18 protein-coding genes, 3 tRNA genes and 2 pseudogenes are annotated in these 23405 nt (G+C 40.7%); 12 read left to right on the forward strand and 11 right to left on the reverse strand.

Annotated features, from left to right (window positions below; translation table 11 throughout):
* Positions 1-288 precede the first annotated feature (288 nt).
* Together UYK_RS0122285 and dnaK are read right to left on the reverse strand one after the other, a co-directional pair.
* The gene (locus UYK_RS0122285; RefSeq protein ID WP_016872190.1) at positions 289-936 is read right to left on the reverse strand and encodes an acetoacetate decarboxylase family protein; all 648 of its coding nucleotides are present in this window, start codon (positions 934-936) and stop codon (positions 289-291) included.
* Positions 937-1105: 169 nt separating this feature from the next.
* Entirely contained in the window at positions 1106-3022 is a 1917-nt protein-coding gene (dnaK, locus tag UYK_RS0122290) for a molecular chaperone DnaK (RefSeq protein ID WP_009456920.1), read from the reverse strand.
* A gap of 292 nt (positions 3023-3314) precedes the next feature.
* Between dnaK and UYK_RS25440 the strand changes: the two genes are divergently transcribed.
* From UYK_RS25440 to UYK_RS0122305, 3 genes are all read left to right on the forward strand, one after another.
* A complete protein-coding gene (locus UYK_RS25440) occupies positions 3315-3758 on the forward strand; it encodes a DUF2887 domain-containing protein (protein ID WP_235182374.1) in 444 nt (147 codons plus the stop codon).
* A gap of 36 nt (positions 3759-3794) precedes the next feature.
* Positions 3795-4796 carry a tRNA dihydrouridine synthase DusB gene (gene dusB, locus UYK_RS0122300; protein ID WP_009456915.1) on the forward strand — a complete coding sequence of 334 codons (1002 nt, stop codon included), beginning with the start codon at positions 3795-3797 and terminating at the stop codon, positions 4794-4796.
* 299 nt (positions 4797-5095) lie between these two features.
* Positions 5096-6334 (forward strand): MFS transporter, encoded by a 1239-nt coding sequence (locus UYK_RS0122305; protein WP_026086559.1) that lies wholly within the window; start codon positions 5096-5098, stop codon positions 6332-6334.
* Between the two features lie 59 nt (positions 6335-6393).
* Here UYK_RS0122305 and UYK_RS0122310 read toward each other — a convergent pair.
* Positions 6394-6467 (reverse strand) — tRNA-Arg (locus UYK_RS0122310).
* 39 nt (positions 6468-6506) lie between these two features.
* Here UYK_RS0122310 and moaC point away from each other — a divergent pair.
* From moaC to UYK_RS0122340, 6 genes are all read left to right on the forward strand, one after another.
* Positions 6507-7022 (forward strand): cyclic pyranopterin monophosphate synthase MoaC, encoded by a 516-nt coding sequence (moaC, locus tag UYK_RS0122315; RefSeq protein WP_009456912.1) that lies wholly within the window; start codon positions 6507-6509, stop codon positions 7020-7022.
* 89 nt (positions 7023-7111) lie between these two features.
* The gene (locus tag UYK_RS0122320) at positions 7112-7417 is read left to right on the forward strand and encodes a chaperone modulator CbpM (RefSeq protein ID WP_009456911.1); all 306 of its coding nucleotides are present in this window, start codon (positions 7112-7114) and stop codon (positions 7415-7417) included.
* Between the two features lie 103 nt (positions 7418-7520).
* Positions 7521-7778, forward strand: a complete 258-nt coding sequence (locus UYK_RS0122325; protein ID WP_009456910.1) for a 2TM domain-containing protein — start codon at positions 7521-7523, stop codon at positions 7776-7778.
* A 113-nt stretch (positions 7779-7891) separates the two neighbouring features.
* A complete protein-coding gene (locus UYK_RS0122330; protein WP_009456909.1) occupies positions 7892-8203 on the forward strand; it encodes a DUF3181 family protein in 312 nt (103 codons plus the stop codon).
* A gap of 331 nt (positions 8204-8534) precedes the next feature.
* Positions 8535-8753: a hypothetical protein gene (locus UYK_RS0122335; protein WP_009456908.1), complete on the forward strand. Its 219-nt coding sequence runs from the start codon at positions 8535-8537 to the stop codon at positions 8751-8753.
* A gap of 419 nt (positions 8754-9172) precedes the next feature.
* Complete coding sequence (locus tag UYK_RS0122340) at positions 9173-9607, forward strand: hypothetical protein (protein WP_009456907.1); 435 nt, start codon at positions 9173-9175, stop codon at positions 9605-9607.
* Positions 9608-9742: 135 nt separating this feature from the next.
* On the opposite strand, the gene UYK_RS0122350 is transcribed toward UYK_RS0122340, so the two are convergent.
* The 3 genes and pseudogenes from UYK_RS0122350 to UYK_RS0122360 form a co-directional block, all read right to left on the reverse strand.
* Entirely contained in the window at positions 9743-11254 is a 1512-nt protein-coding gene (locus UYK_RS0122350) for a hydroxysqualene dehydroxylase (RefSeq protein ID WP_016872192.1), read from the reverse strand.
* 105 nt (positions 11255-11359) lie between these two features.
* Positions 11360-11432, reverse strand: a tRNA-Ala gene (locus UYK_RS0122355).
* A 164-nt stretch (positions 11433-11596) separates the two neighbouring features.
* A pseudogene (locus tag UYK_RS0122360) lies at positions 11597-11770 on the reverse strand (RNA-guided endonuclease TnpB family protein); the annotation flags it as partial.
* Here UYK_RS0122360 and tnpA point away from each other — a divergent pair.
* Together tnpA and csaB are read left to right on the forward strand one after the other, a co-directional pair.
* Positions 11761-12066 (forward strand): annotated as a pseudogene (gene tnpA / locus UYK_RS25445) (IS200/IS605 family transposase); the annotation flags it as partial. The pseudogenes UYK_RS0122360 and tnpA sit on opposite strands and share 10 nt — an antisense overlap.
* Before the next feature lie 277 nt (positions 12067-12343).
* The gene (gene csaB, locus UYK_RS0122365; protein WP_016872194.1) at positions 12344-13492 is read left to right on the forward strand and encodes a polysaccharide pyruvyl transferase CsaB; all 1149 of its coding nucleotides are present in this window, start codon (positions 12344-12346) and stop codon (positions 13490-13492) included.
* A gap of 25 nt (positions 13493-13517) precedes the next feature.
* Here csaB and UYK_RS0122370 read toward each other — a convergent pair.
* Positions 13518-13589, reverse strand: a tRNA-Thr gene (locus UYK_RS0122370).
* Between the two features lie 34 nt (positions 13590-13623).
* Here UYK_RS0122370 and UYK_RS0122375 point away from each other — a divergent pair.
* Positions 13624-13902, forward strand: a complete 279-nt coding sequence (locus UYK_RS0122375) for a DUF3493 domain-containing protein (protein WP_009456893.1) — start codon at positions 13624-13626, stop codon at positions 13900-13902.
* 74 nt (positions 13903-13976) lie between these two features.
* Here UYK_RS0122375 and UYK_RS0122380 read toward each other — a convergent pair whose 3' ends face one another.
* The 4 genes from UYK_RS0122380 to UYK_RS0122395 all read right to left on the reverse strand — a co-directional run bounded on the left by UYK_RS0122380 (position 13977) and on the right by UYK_RS0122395 (position 23295).
* Positions 13977-15758, reverse strand: a complete 1782-nt coding sequence (locus UYK_RS0122380; protein ID WP_016872195.1) for a DUF1565 domain-containing protein — start codon at positions 15756-15758, stop codon at positions 13977-13979.
* 1948 nt (positions 15759-17706) lie between these two features.
* Complete coding sequence (locus tag UYK_RS0122385) at positions 17707-18177, reverse strand: HetP family heterocyst commitment protein (RefSeq protein WP_016872196.1); 471 nt, start codon at positions 18175-18177, stop codon at positions 17707-17709.
* A gap of 72 nt (positions 18178-18249) precedes the next feature.
* On the reverse strand, positions 18250-19182 hold the full coding sequence (locus UYK_RS0122390; protein WP_009456888.1) for an HlyD family secretion protein: 933 nt from the start codon (positions 19180-19182) through the stop codon (positions 18250-18252).
* A gap of 966 nt (positions 19183-20148) precedes the next feature.
* Entirely contained in the window at positions 20149-23295 is a 3147-nt protein-coding gene (locus UYK_RS0122395; RefSeq protein ID WP_026086560.1) for a cysteine peptidase family C39 domain-containing protein, read from the reverse strand.
* Between the last annotated feature and the right edge of the window lie 110 nt (positions 23296-23405).

The raw sequence follows: 23405 nt of genomic DNA on the forward strand, positions 1-23405 counted from the left end.
TATTTTCTCTTTTAATTGAAAAACTCAATTCTTGGCATTCTTGGCATCTTGGCGGTTCATTATACCCTGCGGGAAGCCGCTACGCGTCTACATCCCCATTTTATGCAACGCCATTTCGAGATTGTTCTTACAGTCTATTTACCAAAAAAATGTAAATAAATTTTTACAGAGAACCTGTTTGTAAGACGGGTTCTTTTCTGCTGCGAGATTGCAACAGATTCGTCTCCATCGTAGCGATCGCACTCTCTGCAACGACATCCTCAAACAAAATAAAATGCGATCGCCCTACTAAACTGCAACTTCAACAGTCCCTTGTCTCATCACTTCCGGCGCGCGTACTCTCAAACTCAGGCGATCGCAACGCACCGTTAAAAGTGGCTGACCCAAACCAATACCAGAAAAAGGACTTTCTGGTGGGACTTCTAACTGGGAACCAACAAACCCTAAATTTGATTCCGCTTCAAAAATATAACTCAGTAAATCAGAATTCTTTTTACTGAAACCAGACCCACCTAACCACTGTTGCCACGCGAACCAAGGCTGCTTGTAGCTCAAGCTACACAATAACTTGTGGTTTTGCCGGACAGTAACACGCTGATCATTTTCCCAGGTAAATTCAGCTAGTTCCTTCGGTAGTCCCCAAATTTCTCGACCCCCAGCTACCGAATCAGGATTATCTACATAAATATGGGAAACCCAACCACCAATCGTCCCCCGATAACCAACTAAGGCAGGTATGACAATTAATTCGCTGTACTCCAGCACTGACCCAGAACCATAATAAGACAAATACACACCACTAAATGTTTTACCAGGCCAGGCAGAGATAATTTCTAATTCAGAAGGTATCAGGTGGCGTACGCGGTCAATATTGAGCAAATGCAATGAGGCAATAGCGTAGCCTTGCAGTTTCCAAGGTGCTGGGGGGTATGACATTTGCATCTCCTGATCAATCAACTACTAACCACTAACTATTAACTCTCCAGAAAACAAAAAAATGACCACCCAAAGGTATACCTTGAGTGGTAATTGTTAAATTTGTTGTTTGTTAATAGTTGATAGTTGATTCCAACAATCAACAACTAACAACAACCAACAATCAACATTACTTAGACTCTGTGAAATCAGCGTCAATCACATCATCACCGCCACCACCAGTAGAGGAGGAAGCACCAGCACCAGCATCTGTAGTACCAGTACCATCACCAGTTGCACCACCACCAGCTTGCTGATAGATATTGCTACCAACAGCAAACAACGCTTGTTGTAGTTCTGGCATTAGTTTCTTGATTTGCTCGTCGTCATCTTTGCTAATCGCATCACGCAAATCTTTCACCAAACCTTCAACTTTGGTCTTGTCAGCAGCCGGGACTTTATCGCCCAACTCTTGCAATTGTTTTTCGGCTTGGTACGCCAAGGAGTCGGCTTGATTCTTGCGATCGATTTTCTCACGACGCTCTTTGTCGGCAGCAGCATTTTGCTCAGCTTCTCTTACCATCCGCTCAACGTCGGATTTATCAAGGGTAGAAGCACCTGTAATGCTAATGGACTGTTCCTTGCCAGTACCTTTATCTTTAGCAGTGACGTTTAAAATACCGTTGGCGTCAATATCGAAGGTCACTTCAATTTGGGGTACACCACGGGGTGCAGGGGGAATACCATCAAGACGGAAGGTTCCCAGACTCTTGTTATCGCCTGCCATTTCCCGTTCGCCTTGGAGGACGTGAATTTCTACGTTGGTTTGACCATCGACGGCGGTGGAGAACACTTCTGACTTCTTAGTAGGAATAGTAGTGTTGCGAGGAATAATCTTGGTCATTACACCACCCAAGGTTTCTACACCTAGAGATAGCGGTGTTACATCTAACAACAAAATACCCGTGACATCACCAGCAAGTACACCAGCTTGAATCGCAGCACCAACTGCTACCACTTCATCAGGGTTAACACTTTGGTTTGGTTCTTTACCTAACATCCGCTTCACCAGGTCTTGGACAGCGGGGATACGAGTAGAACCACCCACTAGCACGACTTCATCGATATCATTCTTGGTTAACTTAGCATCGCGCAGGGCATTTTCTACAGGGATACGACAACGGTCAATTAAATCAGAACAAAGTTCTTCAAACTTGGCCCGTGTCAGAGTCATATCCAAGTGTTTGGGACCATCTTGAGTCGCAGTGATAAATGGTAAGTTGATTTCAGCTTGGGTAACGCTAGAAAGTTCTATCTTGGCTTTTTCTGCTGCTTCTGTCAGACGTTGTAAAGCTTGTCTGTCTTTACGTAAATCAATACCTTCGTCTTTCTTAAATGCTTCTGCTAAGTAATCAACAATTTTTTTATCGAAGTCGTCACCACCAAGGTGGGTATCACCAGAAGTAGCTAGCACTTCAAACACACCGTCACCTACTTCCAAGATGGATACGTCAAACGTACCGCCACCAAGGTCAAATACCAGGATGGTTTCGTTGCTCTTCTTATCAAAACCGTATGCTAGGGAAGCGGCGGTAGGTTCGTTGATAATCCGCAATACTTCGATCCCTGCAATTTTACCAGCATCTTTGGTAGCTTGGCGCTGAGAGTCGTTAAAGTAAGCTGGAACAGTAATTACAGCCTGAGTTACAGTTTCGCCGATATATTTACTGGCGTCTTCTACTAGCTTGCGCAGAACTTTAGCAGAAATTTCTTCTGGTGCAAACGCTTTCCCTAGTTGGGGACATTCCAACTTCACGTTTCCACCACTTTGGACAACTTTATAGGAAACTTCTGTGGCTTCGTTTGTAACTTCTTCGTAGCGGCGACCGATAAATCGTTTTACAGAATAAAAAGTATTTTCGGGATTCATCACCGCTTGGCGCTTGGCGATTTGCCCAACCAAGGTGTCGCCATTTTTGGCAAACGCCACAACTGACGGTGTTGTCCGAAAACCTTCCGCATTAGCAATAACCGTGGGTTTACCACCTTCCATTACTGCTACGCAGGAGTTTGTCGTACCTAAGTCAATTCCAACTACTTTTGCCATTGTAGGTGCTGGCTCCGTATAACTACAAATGAATGAATGGGAGTATAAGGGACTAATTTTTGAACTAACTGGTTTTTGAAAGCAGCCAGTCCAGCATCAATACCTTTGGTTTTTACTTGGGCAAAAACCCAAGTCTATGCTGATATATATACTGAGCCTGTGTAGCCAGTCCATGAAGGGTGGTTTTCCGAACCTTAGCAAGGGCGGTTATGCTTCATGTTTCTACTTGGCTCATATATTTATTGCTTTCACTTCGTCTAATGTATGAGAATTAATACTTCCTGAGATTCGGGTGAACCGTAATCTGATGGTCGTGTTTGCCGTCTTTTGGTTAAGTTATGATCATCGAGATGTGAGAAATACAAAAGCTTTTGATGAATGTGCGATCGCAAATGCCAAGGAATTAATCAGTCGAACCCAACAAGAGATAGATAACGAACCGAAACAGCGGCAGTTATTAGAATTACTAGAAACTATCTTGGTTTATAAGTTTCCAAAAATGACTAGAAAGGAGATTGAACTTATGTTTGGGTTAAGCGATTTGAAACAGACACGAGTTTATCAAGAAGCCAAGCAAGAAGGTAGGCAAGAAGGCGCGCGTCAAGAAAAATTTAGAATGATACCTTTGTTGTTGAGATTGGGATTGAGTATAGAACAAGCAGCAAAAGAGCTGGATTTGAGTGTAGAAGAGGTTCTGCTAAAATCACAAAAACTATCTCAAAGTCAAGATAGTTAAATAAAAAATAACAAAATTTGCACCGAAACATTATTTATGCTTTCTCCCATCCTCAAAGCTAGACTCTCATCACCTTTAAAAGTTGGTAATTTTGAGGTGAACAGTCGAGTTTTGCAGTCGCCTCTTTCTGGGGTGACAGATTTGGTGTTTCGTCGCTTAGTACGCCGCTACGCACCAGATTCGATGATGTACACAGAAATGGTGAGTGCGACGGAGTTACACCATGTCAAACAATTGCCAAAAATCATGGAGGTAGACGCCAACGAACGACCTATTAGCATTCAATTATTTGATTGTCGCCCTGATTTTTTGGCAGAAGCAGCACAGAAGGCAGTGGCAGAAGGTGCAGATACGATTGATATCAATATGGGTTGCCCTGTCAATAAAATTACTAAAAAGGGTGGTGGTTCTTCGCTCCTGCGACAACCACTAGTCGCTGAGGCAATTGTGCGAGAAGTAGTCAACGCTGTGGATGTGCCTGTAACAATTAAAACTCGTATTGGCTGGAATGATGAGGAAATTACGATCCTGGATTTTGCGAAACGGATGCAGGATGCAGGCGCACAAATGATTACAATCCACGCCCGGACTCGCGCCCAAGGTTACAATGGTAACGCCCGTTGGGAATGGATTGGCCGTGTCAAAGAAGTGCTTTCGATTCCAGTGATTGCCAATGGTGATATTTTTTCGGTAGAGTCGGCGGTGCAATGTTTACAATTAACGGGTGCTGACGGGGTAATGTGTTCGCGGGGAACATTAGGTTATCCGTTTTTGGTGGGAGAGATAGATTATTTTCTCAAGACTGGTGAGAAGTTACCACCACCAACACCAATACAGCGTTTGGAATGCGCCAAACAACATTTACAGGCACTTTGGGAATATAAAGGCGATCGCGGAATTCTGCAAGCCCGTAAACATATGACTTGGTATGCAAAAGGTTTTGTAGGTGCAGCCGAGTTGCGTGCAGAATTGAGTTTGATAGAAACGGTACACCAAGGTGTAGATTTAATTGACAAAACGATTGAGCAGTTAAATTAATACCAATTTGAAAAAAGAATAGAACACGGAAATAATATCAGACCCCTTCCCAATCCCCTGATATTAAAAGTTTTTCTTTGTTTTCCCCAGTTTCGGGGGTTTAATTCGACTTTTGCAAGAAGTCCATTAACTGCCACAATTCTAAAGTATTAGCTATTATTAAGTAATGTAACAATAGTTGTTAATCATAAGTCGCAAGTCTATTGTCAAGGTTTTAAATTCCCTAATGCCAAGCCTAAAATCCAATGACAATTGACCATTGACTCTTGAGTGTTGACTTTAATTTAAATACATTTGCTGTGAAATTACTTAATAAAATTGATACACCATTACGGCAGAACCTGCTAGTTTTATTTACAGCTGGTTTATTATTTTGGTCTAGTTTGGCTTCTTTGTTGCCAACCTTACCACTTTATCTAGAAGAGGTGGGGGCGAGTAAGCAACAAATTGGGATTTTAATGGGCAGCTTTGCGATCGGACTGCTCTTATTTCGTCCTTGGTTGGGTAATTTAGCAGACCAACAGGGTCGTAAAATTGTACTACTGATTGGAATGGTAGTGGTAGCGATCGCTCCCCTTGGTTATGAACTCACGACCAATGTACCATTGTTAATGGTGTTGCGTGCATTTCATGGCATTAGTATCGCCGCCTTTGCTACTGGTTACATAGCGCTGGTAGCAGATTTAGCACCACCTAGCCATCGTGGTGAGATTATTGGCTACATGAGTTTAGTGAATCCGATTGGTTTAGCACTCGGACCTGCTTTGGGTGGTTATTTACAGGCTGCGGTTGGTAATACCGCATTATTTTTGTTATCTGCGGGGTTAGGTGGGTTAGGGTTGTTATGTATTTTGCCAATTGTCAATCCACCAGTCCAGAAGCAAGCGCAAGTCGAAAACCATAATTCTAATTTTTGGCGAATGTTGGTTAGTCCCAGGGTGAGAGTACCAGCATTCGTGATGTTAATGGTTGGTTTGACAGTTGGGACTTTGCATACCTTTGCACCCTTGTTTATCAAATCTACTCGAGTTGACTTAAATCCTGGGTTGTTTTACACAGCTTCGGCAATCTCTAGCTTTAGTGGTAGGTTATTTATTGGTAGGGCAAGTGATCGCCTTGGGCGAGGACTTTTTGTGACTGTTGGTTTAGCTTTTTACTCTTTATCGATGGTACTGATGTGTCTAGCCAACAATGCCAGTACTTTTTTACTTGCAGCCCTGATTGAAGGTGCTGGAGGTGGTACATTAATTCCGATGATTTCAACACTCATGGCAGATCGTTCCCTTCCTCAAGAAAGGGGACGTGTTTTTGCTATCTGCATAGCTGGGTTTGATTTTGGCATAGCGATCGCAGGCCCAATTGGGGGTTTTGCTGCTGATCAATTCGGCTATCGCCTAAGCTTCGGTTTAGCAGCTGCTTTAACCGGACTTGGTATGATTGTTTTTCTTACCCAGTGCAGTAAAAATCTGCCCACTTCCCTACGTTTTGCCCTTGGTCGTGGTCAAGATTATTATGCCCTAAATGGAATTCAAGATTGAAAGCTGCAAATAAAAAATGAAGAATCTAACTTCTTCATTTTTTACTTTAGATTTGAAAACGGGCGAGGAGGGATTCGAACCCCCGACACCGTGGTCCGTAGCCACGTGCTCTAGTCCACTGAGCTACACGCCCTTGCGGTCACAGAACATCATAATAACACATCGTTATCATATGACGCAAGATAATTTTCAAAATACTTCTATTGACCTTACCCACCTAGACCACCAAGGGCAAGCCCAGATGGTAGATGTATCAGAAAAACCGTCCACAGTTCGCCAAGCAACAGCAGCTGCAAGAGTGCGAATGTTAAGCGAAACTTTTGCTGCGATTCAAGCGGGAAACGCTCCCAAAGGAGATGTACTCGCAACAGCACGACTAGCAGGAATTATGGCTGCTAAACAAACAGCTAACTTGATTCCTCTATGTCACCCTTTACCTTTGCACAAAGTAGAAGTACTGTTAACACCAGATCCACAACTGCCTGGTTATCAAATTCAAGCCACAGTTAAAACTAAAGCCGAAACAGGGGTAGAAATGGAAGCCCTCACAGCTGTTTCTGTTGCTGCTCTTACCCTTTATGATATGGCAAAAGCTTTAGAAAAATCGATTCAAATTGAATCAATTCGATTAATTAGTAAAACCGGCGGTAAATCAGATGATTTTATCAATGACTTGCTTGGTCGCTAGGATTTGAGTGCGACCGAACGCGAGTGCTATAAAAAAATCCGCGATAGTAGCGCTTTTGACCCACGTTCCACACTACAAGAGGTGAAACTATGAATCAAGTTAGTCTGTCACGGGTAGTTATTTCTGAAGAAGGCGATCGCCTTTACACATTTGAAAATGCAGCTATAGTTACACAAACATCAACTGCACTGATAGAACGCTTTGCTGCATTGGGATTGATTTCACCAATTAATTCGATGTTGCGATCGCGTGATATTGCTCGCATCGCTCAAATTCTGCGCCTACGTCGAGATTTAGGATTAAATTTAGTCGGTGCTGCAATGGTTCTAAATATGGCTGAAGAAATTGCTCAATTGCGTGCACAGTTGCAAGTTTATAAATCTCGGCAATCTTAGTAAGCTTTGTGTATGTTGATTTTTTGGCTAGACGGTAACAACAACCGAAAAAATCCTAAAATGGTTCAGAAACCAAATTTTATTAAAATCTGTAACAAAGTATATGCCTCCTCGTTGGCCTCGTAAACCTGATCGCAAAGACCCAGCTTACCGCAAACTAGATGACCGGATGAATTTTGCTGTCCATGTGGCAATATTTGCAGCCTGTAATTCGGGGTTATGGTTCTTTCACAACTTCTTAAAAGCTACTTGGGAATGGCTACCTTGGGTGACAGCAGGGTGGTCAGTGATATTGTTAGCTCACCTGATTTATATTGCTGCGATCGCTAACTATTCGGAAATACCGCCCAAATCCACCTGAAGATGGACTGATGAAGCTGGGGCAATTGTAACTTGTGGCTGTAGAGTCTCCCAATAATTGAGCGATAATAGTTATAGTTTATAAATTCGCTTCCGTTCATTAGGGTTATTTTTATGGCTAAGACTAACACCACAGAATTACTGGAAGCCCTAGCAAATGAAATTGGCGAAAACGTTTACATGGATATTGCCAAATGGCATTTATATCTATCAAATGCCAAATTACATACTGTAGTTGCAGAACAAGTTTATCCCTTAATCACTGCTAATAAGCCTGTAGATGAAGATGATGTCATTCAGATTCTCGAATCTATTCCTGTGAAAATTGGTGGCGGTAGAAGGGAAATTCCTCTGATTGATTTATTACCTCTGCAATGTCAGGTGAATTTGGTAGATATTTTAGAAAAATTCCAACGCGAAATGTAATTTTTTTCTTTTGTGTTAAGTAGATTCAAAATTACTTGACTTACCAATTCTCTTTTGAAAAGAGAATCTACAATATCAAGTCCGGCTAATTACTTACGATATGATTGGTCTTGTAGATAATAGGTAATTGGTTTTTCCCATTACCTATTACCGGCCTTCACAGATATGATAAGTCTTTAAACGGACATGATATAACTGCGTATCAGTTCTATTTATAAATCCACTCTAGTAGCAAAAACATTTGCAAAAGATTGAGGAAAAGGACTGCTACACAGTTTTTTTATGGTTTATTTTCTATTCAAGTAATATAAATTTACGGAGGTTATTGATTATGTTGTTACAACTCAAAGATAGTGGTGAATTGTTGAAAATTCTTGATGTTCAAGAGTTAATTGACCCCAACATCGATAGCATTCATGCTAGAGATCAAGAAGGTCAAGAAGAACAATCACCAGAATTTTATAAAAAAGAAGACCTCGTTTTTCCTTCAGGTGAAAATCTACCGCGCTGTTGGATGGATGCAAATTATAGAAATGCAAAAGCTTCTTAATTTGGTCGATTGATGTAGAGATGCGATGTTACTTGCATCTCTGCTTTATTTGCTAAGGTCATTTTTATTTTTTACTACTTTAGGAACTTCTAAAAAATCATGGGAGTTTCTTATAGCTTTTATTGTTTAAAATTGATGAGTAAATGTAATTATTAAAATTTGGAATTTCAAAGATAAATCTCAAAATTCAAAATTGCCATGATGGGTATTACCCATCATACTTGCAATATTGAATGAATGTTATTATTAGCGATCGCACTTAAAAATCTTCCTCACATGTTTGAGGAGATGCAATACAAAGAGCGATATCACTGATTTTGTGCGAAACAAATCAGAATTATTTGCAAAAAGAGGGATAATAATTGTTGTGGTTAAAAGTGAGGAGACTTTCTAGCCAAGTGCCAATATAGGAGGTAAAGATGGGTCGTCTACTCTACGAAGAATCATTGTCTTACAAGGGATATTTAATCATTCCTTTTGTTTTTGGGAAAGCGGATAATTACGAGATTTATTCGTATAAATTATTGTCAGAAATTGGTTACACAAGTAAATTCCACAAAGTGGAAAATCCAGCACAAATATATGGCAGTAGTGTCAGTAATATCCTGGATATTGCCAAAGAACATATAGACCAAAATTCAGAATTGGTCAGTGAAGGCGATTATTTTAAGAATCGCTATGTTTACCGTAATAGCCTCATAATTATTTATCGAGAAGAGGGTAAATATTTTTACGACCACTATCCACCAGATTCATTAAATAATATTGCAGCACCCAAAATCTTCACATCAGAATATGAATGTTTGAGTTGGATCAAGCAAGGACTTGATAGCCTGCATGTGCGGCGCAGGTAGTGGAAGATGGGGAACTCGGGGACCCCACTCCCCTAAGGGAGTGGGGATTAGGGGCAATAGGGAGATGGGGAGATGGGGAGAAAGATTTCATCCCGCTACCCATACACCCTACACCCTTGTTTCAAGCCAGATAAGTTAAGGTAGCCAAAAATTAGGCAAGATAGACTTACTCACATGACGCACTGTTCTATTGACAGTTCTTGCTAGTTGAATATGAGGTTCATCAGCTGCCACTGGTAGAATTTGTGCTGGTGTTCCTTCGCCTAAGTGGGAAATCACTAAATTTGCTGCTTCTAATCCTGTGACGTAAGCTTTTTCTTGAGACCAAGAACCGTGGCAGCTAATAATCCAATCACCACTCATAAATACATTTTTTACATTAGTTTTAGCTGGTAGCATATAGCGGTAGCTACCAGGGGCAAAGTGAGTTACTGCTTGTGGTAAACGAATGACACTGTGATCGATTACTTTTGCTTGCTGAAATTCTGGAATGCAAGTTGCTAAATAACGCTGCACTATCGATACAATGTCCTGATCTTCTAGGGGAATAAATTGATTAGCATGATAAAAATCAACTTCTACTACTGTCCCTGATTCATGTTGATATTCATCGTGTAGCGCGTTTAAGTCAAAAAATGTCCAGCCTGTAGTCTGATCAAAGCCAAAGCAAGCATTAGAAGGACGAGGAATTGTAATTTTACGGTCAAACCAAAGACGAGTTGCTAAAACATCAATCGCCCCTAAGTTATTTAAATTCCGGAATTCTGCACGAGTTTGCAAACTGCTGCTACTTGAGACAATCTTTTTCATTCCAGTGACGCCGACAGCGAAAATTACTGCATCAGCATCAAACACTTCTTCACCACAAACTACACCTGTCGCTCGATTATTAGTATCAATAATTAAGTCAGTTACACGTTTACTGGTAAGGAATCTTCCCCCCAGCTTTTCAATGTGTTGTATCCACGGACGAAATATTTTTTCTCCCACGGTTCCCCGACACCAAACCACATCAAAATCAGGTTGATGTGCCAGAATAAAAAAGTAAAGCATTCCTAAAGTAGCTGCTGCGGAACATTGTTCACCAGGTGCAAACAAGCCCACCAATAACATTGGTTCAAATGACTCGCTATAAAGTCGTGCCGAAACTCCAAAATCTTTAAACAATTCCCGCGCAGTCACAAAATCATATCGTCGCCAAGCTGCATCAGAATTATCAAAATCAATGACGGCATAAAGTAAAGGTAAGGCACTGAGGCGATCAATTAATGGCAGACGTTTAAATTGAGTATAGATAAAAGTCCCTAGAGGTGTGGGAAGTTGGGGTAAATCTTGAAAAATTGGTGATTCAACTTCTAAACCTGCGGGTGAATATTGGGAAGAACGAGTCCAACTAGTAAAAGGGTTAATCTTTAGTTCATTAATTAGGGAAAAAATATTTCTGTAAGGATACCAAAAACCGTGAATTCCCGCTTCTACTGATCGTCCTCCTGGCGTTTTCCAACCTGCGACAAGTCCGCCAGGGTAGGAACCTGCTTCCAGAAGAGTCACATCGTATCCTTGTTTTGCTAGATGATAGGTTGCACCTAACCCAGCCCAACCTGCACCAACAACTATCACCTTTTTAGGCTGTGATGCTTCTGTCATTGTTCAGTCTCCGGTTATCACTGTAGGGGTATACCCAGCCTTTGTGGTTCTAGTATTAATTTATTAGATTTTTAATAGCCAAAGTTTTGATTATGTAAAAAAAAGTGGAGCTAAGCGGATTCGAACCGCTGACCCCCTCAATGCCATTGAGGTGCTCTACCAACTGAGCTATAACCCCCCATAAAGTATTGAATTGTACAGCTTTTAGCAACTTTGTATAATTGCTATGAATTTTTCACTTCCTTAATTGTACAACAAAATTTGCTTTTTTAGCAAAAACTATCATTAATATACATTAACTGAAGCAAAGTTGCAATTAATTCAGTGAGCAGTTCTCAGTAACTTGATTGAGAGAATTTGCAGGAATTGACCACATCCAGCATCGTTAACCGATTTTGCCAATCTCGATTTGGCAAGACCTTTAATATTCAGCTTTTCGTGAGCAACGTGCTTCTGTTGAGATAAAAGTTTTTTGGCTGTTTTGTAGTGAAAGTCCTTGCGAGTATTCGAGACTTTCATCTGAGAATAGAAATCAGGTAGGAAAATGGGAATGCAAAGTGATTGAGTTCAATGGTGAAGAAAATCACGTCCACTTGCTGTTTCAGTACCATCCGGGCGTTGAACTCAGCAAACTTGTCAATAACATCAAAACCGTAACCAGTCGTAGGCTACGGTCGGAATTTGAAAGCAGAGTTGATGAGTTCTATCACAAAGATGTTTTATGGAATGGCTCTTACTTTATTGCGTCCTGTGGAGGTGTTACTGTTTCAACTTTGAAGCGGTACATCGAAGAACAAAATTCTCCGTCTTGATGTCTGAGAGTTTGTTAATTGCGGTGCTGGTAGATTCTCGTGTCGGACATTGTTCACCTACCGCACCCCAATTAACGCGCCATTCATCTCACACCAAATCGAAGATTATGGTGTGAGGCTTCTGTCTTATCCAGCTAAAATCCAAAATCCGAGAAGATTGCGGATTTATCCTTGAAGTTAATCCAAAATCCAAAATCTAAAATCGGATGACTGTTCACTGATTCCCAACCACTAACCAATACAATAGTCTGAAAATTCATAATCTCAAAAGGTTAAGATGCGGGCGCTATTGTCTGGGTACTACGGGAAAGGAAATGGTGGCGATGAGGCTTTGTTGGCAACGCTACTGCAAATGTTACCATCTAATGTCACACCAGTAGTTCTTTCTGGCAATCCAGAGGAAACACACAATCGTTATGGTGTAGAAGCTTATGAACGTATGGCTTTTCCTAGCTTAATCAAAGCTTTACGTTCTTGTGATGCTCTAATTTGGGGTGGTGGTAGTTTAATTCAAGATGCTACCAGTGCGATTAGCCCATTTTACTATGGAGGCATAATGAGTGTAGCTCAAAAAATGGGCTTAAAAACTGTTGCTTGGGCTCAAGGTATCGGCCCTTTACATCGTCATGTAACGCGCTGGTTGGCACGACAAACTTTTGCAGGTTGTACGAGAGTTAGTGTACGCGATCGCGCTTCGGCAAATTTACTGTCTGATTGGCAAATTCCCCACATCCTCGCACCCGATCCGGTTTGGGCGTTACAATCCAAACCTGTAGAGACGTACCATGGTACGTCTCTACAACATGGTACGTCTCTACAACATGGTACGTCTCTACAACATGGTACGTCTCTACAACATGGTACGTCTCTACAACATGGTACGTCTCTACAAAAGGATTTATCTGCACCGAGAGTTGCTGTCACATTGCGATCGCATCCCCTACTCACCCCGACTCGCCTCAGTCATCTGACTCGCGCCTTGGTTGATTTTCAAAAAGCTACACAGACTTTTATTGTGCTGCTACCCTTCCAAAAGGCACAAGATTTGAGTATTGCCCAAGCAATGCAATCAGCACTCAAGGATGTTAGTCAAATTCTTTGCTTGGAAGAACCACAATTGTTAAAGGGTGTGTTTCGCGGCATTGAAATGGCGATTGGAATGCGCTTACATAGTTTAATCATGGCAGCAAGCGAAGGTTGTCGCTGTTTTGCTTTGAGTTATGACCCGAAAGTTAACCGTTTAATGGAGGATTTAGATATGCCGGGGTGGGATTTGGCAAATCTACCAGATGACCCCAATATTATTAGTAAAACCTGGATTGAACATTACGCCAATGGTGATCCACTCTCATCAGAAAAAATCCAGTTTTTAGTAGATGGGGCGCTGATTCATCGCGAGGTATTGCACCAAGCCCTAAATCATTAAACACTGATAAATTTTCACTGAACAAAGCCGATGGCGGGATTTGAACCCGCGACCGCCCGATTACGAATCGGGTGCTCTACCACTGAGCCACATCGGCACAAACAATCTATAACTATAGCATCTTTAATACCATGGTACAACCGAACCCCGAAAACCGCCGCTCCCAAAGCCAGATGCATCCAGAACAGTATGCTCGTCTGAAAGCCGAAATTGCAGCCCCCTATCGCAACATACGCAAATTTATTTACCTCGGTGCTGGTGCTTCGGGTTTTATTGGTGCATTTATCTTCTTTTTTCAGGTGTTGGCTAGACGCAATCTTGATACTGCCTTACCCAATTTTGCACTACAGGTAGGAATAGTTGCTGTAGCCATCTATCTGTGGCGTTGGGAAAGTAGGCGGAAAAGCTAGTGGGAGGTGGGGAGGTGGGGAGAATAAACATTGATACTTGCTCCCCAATTCCCGATACCCGATCTCCAATATCTCTACTGCACTCTCACTAAATAGGGCGAGGAAATAGCTTGAACTTGTCCGGCGTTAACCAGTGCTTGGTAAACAAAAGCAGCTACTTCTGCCCTAGTTGCTTCACGGTTGGGATTTAGTTGTTTAGCATTTGGGTAATTTACTACCAACCCTTTTACAGTTGCTGCTGCTACTTGAGAAGTAGCATAACTAGGAATTTGGGCAGCATCTGAGTAGAAGGAAAGCACATTCTGGTTAGTCGCAGTTAAATTCAAACCACTAGATAATGAGACAAGTACCTGTACTCGCGGGATTTGCTGTTGTGGTTTAAAGGTGCGATCAGGATAACCAGAAACAAACCCCAATCTATAGGCATTTCTAATAGCATCATAAGCCCAAAATTTACTATTAACATCGCTGAAGTTAGCAGCTTCACGTTTCGGTTGAGTTTGGGCAAAGGCTTTAGTGACAATAGCTGCAAATTGCGCCCGTGTTACGGGATCATTAGGCTTAAAAGTACCATCTGGGAAACCAGCAATAATATTCTTAGATGCTAAAGCTTCGATATAGCTTTTAGCCCAATAACCAGCTGTTACATCCCTAAAACCGCCAGCTGGTATATCAACTGTAGAGGCAACAAATTCAACTGAACCAGCTATTTTCTTAGTATCAATATCGTTGCCAACAGCCAAAATCTTAATCGTTTTGGTAGCGTTATTGAGGTCATAACGGGTGTTATTACGAATCAGATTACCACCAGGACTTTCGGTTGTACCAAGATCAGGCGCAGCATTGACAGTTGCTACTACACCATCCCGTTTATTTCCCTGAATAATATTCTTACGCAGGATAGGCTTAGCCGTGTTGTTAATATAAACACCGTCTTGATTGCCGATGATTTGATTTCCCTCAAGCAAAGGTGTAGCACTATCACTAACCGCCACACCAAAACCAGTATCTTCAAAGATATTATTCCGAATGACTCCAGCAGCAGATTTGGCTACTGAAAGACCATTACCTTTGTTTTGTACAAAGATGTTGTTTTCTATCCTGGGATTACCTTTACCTGTGACAAAAACGCCATCTCTGACACTGTTAGTAAATGTACTGTTCGTGATCGTGGGGTTAGTTGATTCTACCCATACAGCCGTGCCACGAGAGTCTTGATTCGTAACCGTTACGCCTGTAATGAAGCTATCCTTTTCAGTCTTAATCGTCACATTTTGACTGGCAAAGGTAGGACTAATGTACTTACCGCTACCGATAATTAGTACACCCTGACCTTTGGTGGCTTCATCCCCTCGTAAAATTACGCCCTGCTTAACTGTCAGCGGAAAGACTTCCCCACTTTCTTTGTTATAAGTACCGGGTGCTAATTGAATAGTTGTACCTGGTTGAGCTTGACTAAGAGCATAGGTAATAGTTTTATAAGGTTGTGCGGTTGATGTGCCAGCACCAGCGGTATCTGAGCCAGTTGCAGGATTAACGTAGATAACGTTTCCAGTTACAGGAACTGTTGTTCCCTGAGTGGTGTTTTGAATTATTGTTTGATTAGTGTTCTGATTTCCTGTTTGAGTAGTGTTTTGAATTTCTACTTGAGTGGTATTTTGATTTCCTGTTTGAGTGGTGTTCTGATTTATTGTTTGAGTAGTATCAGCGTTTACCCCAACAGGCAAAAGCAGAGAACCACCGGAAAGCAAGAATAAAGTGGTGAGTGCTACAGGTACTCGGCAAGTATTGCAAAGGTTTTTACCAACAAGTAAGCGAATATTTTTTTGTTGAATGGGAAAACCCTGATGTTTCATATTTATTTATTACGTTTGTGATGTGCTGATTTACCGCATGTTTAGAAATGTGTCAATTGCAGCCACTCATTTGCTAAACACATGCAAAACTATAGCGGAAGACATGCACCTTTGCAGCTGGGTTCCCATGCAAAATTTAATTTCTGTTTTGTAAACTCAGAAAAATTTACAAGAAAGTTAAAGAGCAAAGCTGACTGGTGGTAAGTGTTCTGGCTGTTTTGCTTGCCTAATTTAGTCAAAGTTAGATTAAGCGATCGCTTCCCATCATTAAGTTAGCGATCACACCTTTATAGAGAATCTCTATACTTTAGTACTGTATTAGCCTGTCGTAAACACGCGTAGTACCGTGTATCCTCAAGTAAAATTATGTATATGAATGTATCATTATTTTGATTTAAAAACTTAACATTAGTACATAACTAGAAATACAAATAGACAAAAAATAAAAAAATATTAGGAAATCAAAAAAATCAAAAATTTCTGCAAAACTAGTAATTGTTCAAACGGGGTCAGCTGATATAAAGACCCTGAATATAAACCATCATATTTAAAAGGAGTCAAAACTATTTCAAGACTCCCTATAAAGTAAAACTCACAATGTTCTAAGTGCCAAGTAACAGCTTTATATTGCTTGGCACTTTTAATTTGCCAACTTCTAGGAAACGGAGATCGCCCTCCTAGCTTCTACGTCAGCCCCTAACCTTACGGAAAGCCACTATTGCATCTACGTGACAGAACCGCCTTTGTGGGATCTGATAACCGCGCTGGTTCAGAAGCATACTACTTCAGCTATTCAGGCAACAAATTAGCATATAAAAAACTGGAAGCTGCACGATTTTTGTAAGCTTCCAGTTATTGCTTGCTGTTTAAATAGCAAATTTAACAGTATAGGGAGGATTAGGATTAGTATTTTTGCAAGAGAGGCAAAATAGCCGGAAATCCTACCAGCCACAAAAACGATTCAACTATTACTATTACTTTTTCTGATCTTAGTTGTATTAAGTATTAGCTTATTTGAGAGAAAGCAACATCCACCACAATGTTGTAACTCCTATAAGCAATATTTAGACTTGAGCAGAAAAAGAACCACCACTAGTAATAGCTTGAGTTTAGAAGCATTCTTAGTAACTCAGGTTCGGTTAAATTTTGATTATCCTTAGCTTTGCTAAAAAAGGCTTACTAGGGTGTTCAAATACTTAACCTCACTCACTGAACAGTATTTTTGCTCGTCTCCCTTTTTCAAGTTTAATGTTTTGATTGTTATGTTAATCAATAATCATTCATTTACTTGCTCCTAACTATGGAAGTTTTAGGTAAACTAGATATCTAATTTTCTTATTTATAATGTATAAAAACTAAATCCTTGTTGTTATGCCAAAGTGGCATATTCTTTTATCAAAGCAACTCGGAAACGTCAAGTTTTATATTATTTTTACATTTGCTTTACGTACACATAAATAATTTAATTACCCCAAATTTCGTTTTGTAGTTTTATTAGGATGTGTCATGCCGTAGGCTAACGCATCATTGAGTGTTTTTTGGTACGTTAGGATCAATGTCCATAACGCACCATACCAGAATCAAGCCCTTGTGTGTACGCTTGAGCCTCGTTTAGGGGAGGACACCAAGGTGGTTATACCAAGTTGTGTTTAAAAACCTCACCCCCTGAAGGGGTGCCAAAGACGGGGTGAGGTAATATCTATGAATACAACTCGGTATTAATTTGACTTTTGCAAGAAGTCTAAGAAAGTTACGGAATCTAAAACAGGGTATTTCTTCTTTTTTTACCTAAATCAATCTAATAACCCCAGACCACTTTCTAAATTTGATAACTGATAAATGTCCACTGATTTAATCATTCTGCCATACCATAAATTACTAACTAGTATGGCAGGTGATGTGAAACTCAACCCAGTATATTTCTGGCTTTATTGACCCAAAAGATATCTTAGTTGATTTCACAAAATTTGAATGACAAATCTTGATTACTTTCTGGTTTGAGTTCCGCTTGCATTGATTGGTATTCGCGAATTTGTGTTCCTAGCCACTGGTTTTGATGACCACCACGAATTTCTCTTTTTTGTTTACCCACTACTTCTAGATAAGCCAGATCCTTGATTTTACTTAAGCAACTTTGTGAGGGATTGCTATCAGATTTTTTCTCGGAGGGAAGTTTGGCGACTTTGAGATTTTCCTTGCGCTGTTGATTAACTCTTTTGAGTTGCGAGTTTTCTTTGATTAATCGGTTGTAGGTGCGGTAAGGAATGTAATGTAAAGGATTGTAGCCAGCAAACCGTAGTATTAAGACACAAGCCCAGGAATACTTACCTGCAAGAATGGCTTCAACTAACTGATCAAATTGTTCTGGGTTAAGAGTCTTCTCAAAGTTGCTAGTAGCGCTAGATATATTTTGGTTCATGGTGCTGTTGTCCTGTATAGAATAAATAAGTTTGTTAGTTTTTGTGGTGAAGAGTGACCCAAGCAAGATTTATCAATCGCTTTCGCTGTTTTGCAATTCCTTCATAGGTCTGAGGAACATATCAGCAATACGGCGATGGTGAATGATTTCGGCTGTGACTACTTGTCCGGGTGTGAAGTTGACAGTTTGATTGCTATCCAAAGCTATTTCTACCCAACGCACCCAACCTAATCTTTTATCTGTTTGAGCATTCCTGGAGACTGAAACAACTCTTCCTGAGAGAATGTTGTTATTTCTATAGCTAGGAATACTCTGCTTTTGCGTTTTAGCAACATTTAGACGCTGGGAATCAAAATTGAGCTTGATTTCTACCAAATCTCCTTTATCAACAAATGCTGCTTTTTGGGAGGGTAGTATGAGCAACAAAACCCCAGACGCATGAATTGGAGCAATTTCTGCAATAATTTGCTTAGGTTTAACTTCCTCGCCAGTACTACGGATATTTAAAGAGGACACAACCCCATCTATAGGTGCGTACAGAGATTTTGACTTTAACTGTACTTGGCTTTTGTTGAGCAAATTTTGAGTTTCGGTAATCTTCACTACTTTACCCAACTCTTGTGGTTGAAGTTGATAAAGCTGTTGTGATGGTGCAACTTTTCCTTGAACTTGGCTGACTTGTTGTATCTTTCCAGTACAGACCCAAACTAATACAGTTGCAAAAAAAACTAGACCGCCCAACAAAATTAGATGAGGAACAATAGAAGGGCGTTGTTCTAATACTTTTTGCAAAGATGTAGAGTAATAATTACTTGTACTTGTAATTCCTGTCTGGATTGTAGGTAGTTCTGAGAAAACTGCTCCTGGTGAAGCAACACTACCTCCGTAAATTGATGCCATTTCAGGTGTTAGAGCGTAGCAGGGATGCACATCCTGTAAGTTAATTTCTAAACTCCCTGATTGACTTGAGGTTTCGACTGCATTTGACCTGATGATTCTGTCCATGAGCTGACCTAAAATCGGAAACCTGACTATGAGTTTTAGGTTTGATAAGGCAGTGACTGAGGCAAAAATTTACCTTGAGTCATCTTTGTTGAATGGTAGGAAAAAGTCTCCGTTTGGCTCTTAGTAGATGTAGTTTTGCCCTCTTGAATATTTGGCTCACTCCTAATTTAATTACTTTCCCCTGGACATGTTACGTAGTTTTTTATACTAAAAATTAGGAGATGTTTAAGTGAAGCTGCTGGGATTCTACAAGAGCAAAGAAAAAAATATTCATGCTTGATTTTCAAGGGCAACATTCGTACTTATACTATTTTTTTTCATGAATGTCATCTGCTGATTTTTCATTTCTTTCCGTTCGGTGTAGTCAATATTTTTCCCTATCTAACTAATTATTATACAACTCAGATTTTGTCCATCAGTGTTAAATACATTAGGGGTTTCGCCCCTCACCTACTATTTATTTTTGACTTTGATTTTTTCAAAAATTATGAATTTCACTATGAACTTTATTGATGAGTTTTCAATAAATAGAAATACGCACATGTGATGTTGTTGATGTTTACGTGGCAGGAAAAATAATAATAGCTTTTACTGTTATAGCAAGATAATCTTGTTTGTACTTACGACAAAAAGCTTACCTGAAATTGTTTTCAGATTAGCATTCTATTGCAAATTTATAGTAAAACTGCTGTTAATTTTACTTGAAAATAAATACTTTGCTGTAAATAAATAGTTGTGTTTTTTACCTTTTTATGGTATTATGTTTAAGGCACTTTTAGCAATACATCTATCAATCAAAAACAATTACTACAACAATTTTTTCGCAGAACAAATGTAGCGGTTAACGCTGTGCAAAATTATGAAGTACAGCAACTACAAAGAAAATTAGTCGCTATTGGTATCCCTCAGTATTTGAAAAATTTATTTGCATCTTTTCTGCACTCCAATTCATTGATATAGGTGCGATTACAGACGTAGTTGTTGTTGAAATAAGTGGTAATAAAGACCCTGAATTGTCATTAATTGTTGATGATTGCCTTGCTCAATGAGGATACCTCGGTCTAAAACCAAAATGTGGTCAGCATGGCGAATGCTAGAAAGATGACGGGCAACAAAGAAGATAGTGGTACATGCTTCATGAGTGGAAGTGTTGCTGGAGGGACGCAAATGAGCTAGATTTGAGGTGTTATCCAGGCAACTAGTAACTTCATCTAGAATTAGGATAGGTGGATTTCTAACTAGGGCGCGGGCGATCGCTATTTTTTGGCGCTGGTCATCAGCAAGCATTATCCCTCCCTCACCCACACGGGTGTTGTAACCTAGAGGTAAGGCTTGGATAAAAGTGTGTGCATCTGCAACTTTAGCGGCGGCGATCGCTTCTTCTAGGGAAATCTCTGAATTAAACAGTGTGATATTTTCCAAAATGCTGCCAGCAAATAGAAAAATATCTTGCGGTACAACCCCTAATTGACCACGCAACGACTGGGGAGAAACCTCAGCAATATTATGCCCATCAATTAAAATACGTCCGCTATGGGGACGATACAAACCTGCCAGTAAATTCACTAAAGTACTTTTACCAGAACCGTTAGTACCAACAATTCCTACAGTCTGTCCTGCTTTGATTTGAAAGGAAATATTGTGCAAGGTGTTGCGTTCTGCATTGGCATTGTAACGAAAACAAACCCGTTCAAACTGGATATCACCTCGAATCGGAGGTAAAACCATTTGTGGTTGTTGGCTATTTTCTTCTGGTTGGGTTGTAAGGATATCATCTAAACGTTCAGCACAAATCAATATCTCTTGTAACTCATCCCACAACTTCACCAGTGCTAAAACAGGGTTGATTGTACTGCCAATCAGCATATTAAAAGCAACAAATTGACCAATTGACATCTGGTTGCCCATCACTAGCATTGCCCCGTACCATAGTAAAAAAGTGATCCCCAGATGATTGATCAAACTAGTTGCTAGCTGTAAATTATTAGCCAACTTCTGACCCCGAAATCTTGTTTGGACGGTGTTGGTAAAACTTTCCTCCCAACGCCAGCGCATTGGACGTTCAGCAGCAGCTGTTTTAACTGTGGCTACACCAGTGACAATTTCTAGGATTGTGGAATATTGCACCGCCGATTTTTGGTTAAGTTCTCGTGACGCATCTTTGAGAAGTGGGCTAGTTGCATTAGTCACAATCACAATGGGTAGAATTAAAAGCAAGACAATGAGAGTCAAGCGTAAGTTGTAATATGCCATCAATCCCAAGTAAACAATCACCATGACCGCATCTAGGGTTGTACTAAGCGCTTGCTTGGTGAAAAATAGTTGAATTTTGCGGTTTTCTTGAATACGAGTAATAATGTCTCCTGGTTGACGGGATGCAAAAAACTGCAATGGTAAGCGCAGGGTACGGCTAATAAAACCGCCTAGTAACGTCAAATCCATGCGGTTGGAAAAATAGTCCAGCAAGTATTGGCGCACTGCTTGGACGATAATCCGCCAAATGCCAAAAAATAGAAAACCGAAGGCGAAGATATTTAGAGTCAGAGAACTTTTATAAGGCAGAACTTGGTCAAGTACAACCTGAGTAATTAAAGGTGCTGCTAAACCAAACACTGTTAATAGTACTGACGCTAGAACGATTTGCCCAAGTAATTCGCGGTGATGCCAAAAAGCGTGCCAAAATTCTCGTAAGGAAACTTTTTCGTTCTGTTGAGCGTCTAAGTGTTTGGTTGGGAATAATAGCAGAGCATATCCTGTCCAGTTAGCTTCAAACTCTGGACGCAAAAGCGATCGCTTGCCAATTGCGGGATCACAGAGCAATACGCGATCGCCTTTGACTCGCCAAACAACCACGTAGTGAATCCCTTGCCAATGAGCAATCCAAGGATTAGGTTGTAACTCTAATTTGCTCAAAGAAGCTCTAACTGGTAAAGCATCATAACCTAAGGTTTCTGCCGCATCCGCTAAAGACGAAAGCGAAGCCCCCATCCGGTCTGTCTGCGCTAGGTTTCGTAACTTATTCAGGCTGAAACGCTTACCCCAGTAGAGGCTAATCATCGCCAAACACGCAGCACCACAATCAGATGAACTCTGTTGCTGGATAAAAGGATAGCGACGCCAGAGTTTGCTGACCGACCAGCGCTGTTCCCTCGGTGGTAGCAAATTCATCTCTGCATAGGTATTTTCAGAAGACACAGCCGTCGTGTCCCCCTTGTCTTCCTTGTCCCCCTTTTCCTCCTTCTCCTCCTTCTCCCCGTATCCCCCTTCTCCCTGCGTCCCCGTGTCTTCTTTCTGTTGCTTGTGGAGAAAAATTTCCGGTGCAATTGTGCTAGCTAATTCTTCATATTGTTGAGGTAGGTGGTATACTAGTAGATCCGTTTTGGCAACCCAATCTGGGATTGTAGCATCGGGGTATCCCCAGCTTTCTCCTACTTGTGGTGGCTGATTTTCTAGCGTGGCACTCAAAATTTTTCCACTCCGCAGCCAAAAGCGTCCTTTTGATGGAGGGGTCGCTTCTGCCAGGGTAGAACCAGCACTGACGCTAGCTTGTTCCAAGTAAGGTAAAAGCTGGCGTAAAGAATGGCTGGTATGTGAACGTAATTCTGTGGCGGTTTTGAAAAAAATCAAAGTTTGTCGCTCACAGGTTATCTTTTGCAAATAGCGTTGCAAATTAGGTAGTCGTTTTAACCACTGTTTCAGGTCATCTACATGTATTGATGCAACTAAACCAGCACTAGCTGCGACTGCTCGATACCTAAAAGGCTGATTGTGGAATAAATGGTCTACTCCAAAGGTTTGCTCTGCTATTAGCAACTGAGTAGATACCTCCCGTTTCAATTTTGGATCAAATCCCAGCAGCCGCACTCGACCTTGGCAAACTAAAAAAAGAAGATTATTTTGATTTTCTGTTTCTCCTGCGATCGCTAACTCCGCCAACTCATCCCCTAACTGAAATTCACGCAAAACCCAAATTTGATGAAAGTCGGATGCGAGGGTTGTGTCTTCTGCGGCTATCCTCAAAAGCTTAAGGATAGTCTGTTTTGGGATTGAAAATTTCTGATTTTTTGTATAAACAGGCTCTCTGTTAACCCCTAACGACGAATACGAGTTCATGTCTTAATCTCTAATGCCTGAGTAAGCTGATAAAATACCTGCTGAGGCAGCCAATGTTAGTGGATTTGATTTCATAAAGGAAGCTTGAGCTTTTGCAAAGCCCGATTTTT

Source organism: Fischerella thermalis PCC 7521 (genome assembly GCF_000317225.1).
Taxonomy (GTDB): domain Bacteria; phylum Cyanobacteriota; class Cyanobacteriia; order Cyanobacteriales; family Nostocaceae; genus Fischerella; species Fischerella thermalis.

Coding starts and splice junctions, on each gene's coding strand:
- UYK_RS0122285 (WP_016872190.1), bottom strand. CDS start 936: ATGTCATACCCCCCAGCACCTTGGAAACTGCAAGGCTACGCTATTGCC.
- dnaK (WP_009456920.1), bottom strand. CDS start 3,022: ATGGCAAAAGTAGTTGGAATTGACTTAGGTACGACAAACTCCTGCGTA.
- dusB (WP_009456915.1), top strand. CDS start 3,795: ATGCTTTCTCCCATCCTCAAAGCTAGACTCTCATCACCTTTAAAAGTT.
- moaC (WP_009456912.1), top strand. CDS start 6,507: ATGACGCAAGATAATTTTCAAAATACTTCTATTGACCTTACCCACCTA.
- UYK_RS0122320 (WP_009456911.1), top strand. CDS start 7,112: ATGAATCAAGTTAGTCTGTCACGGGTAGTTATTTCTGAAGAAGGCGAT.
- UYK_RS0122325 (WP_009456910.1), top strand. CDS start 7,521: ATGCCTCCTCGTTGGCCTCGTAAACCTGATCGCAAAGACCCAGCTTAC.
- UYK_RS0122330 (WP_009456909.1), top strand. CDS start 7,892: ATGGCTAAGACTAACACCACAGAATTACTGGAAGCCCTAGCAAATGAA.
- UYK_RS0122335 (WP_009456908.1), top strand. CDS start 8,535: ATGTTGTTACAACTCAAAGATAGTGGTGAATTGTTGAAAATTCTTGAT.
- UYK_RS0122340 (WP_009456907.1), top strand. CDS start 9,173: ATGGGTCGTCTACTCTACGAAGAATCATTGTCTTACAAGGGATATTTA.
- UYK_RS0122350 (WP_016872192.1), bottom strand. CDS start 11,254: ATGACAGAAGCATCACAGCCTAAAAAGGTGATAGTTGTTGGTGCAGGT.
- csaB (WP_016872194.1), top strand. CDS start 12,344: ATGCGGGCGCTATTGTCTGGGTACTACGGGAAAGGAAATGGTGGCGAT.
- UYK_RS0122375 (WP_009456893.1), top strand. CDS start 13,624: ATGGTACAACCGAACCCCGAAAACCGCCGCTCCCAAAGCCAGATGCAT.
- UYK_RS0122380 (WP_016872195.1), bottom strand. CDS start 15,758: ATGAAACATCAGGGTTTTCCCATTCAACAAAAAAATATTCGCTTACTT.
- UYK_RS0122385 (WP_016872196.1), bottom strand. CDS start 18,177: ATGAACCAAAATATATCTAGCGCTACTAGCAACTTTGAGAAGACTCTT.
- UYK_RS0122390 (WP_009456888.1), bottom strand. CDS start 19,182: ATGGACAGAATCATCAGGTCAAATGCAGTCGAAACCTCAAGTCAATCA.
- UYK_RS0122395 (WP_026086560.1), bottom strand. CDS start 23,295: ATGAACTCGTATTCGTCGTTAGGGGTTAACAGAGAGCCTGTTTATACA.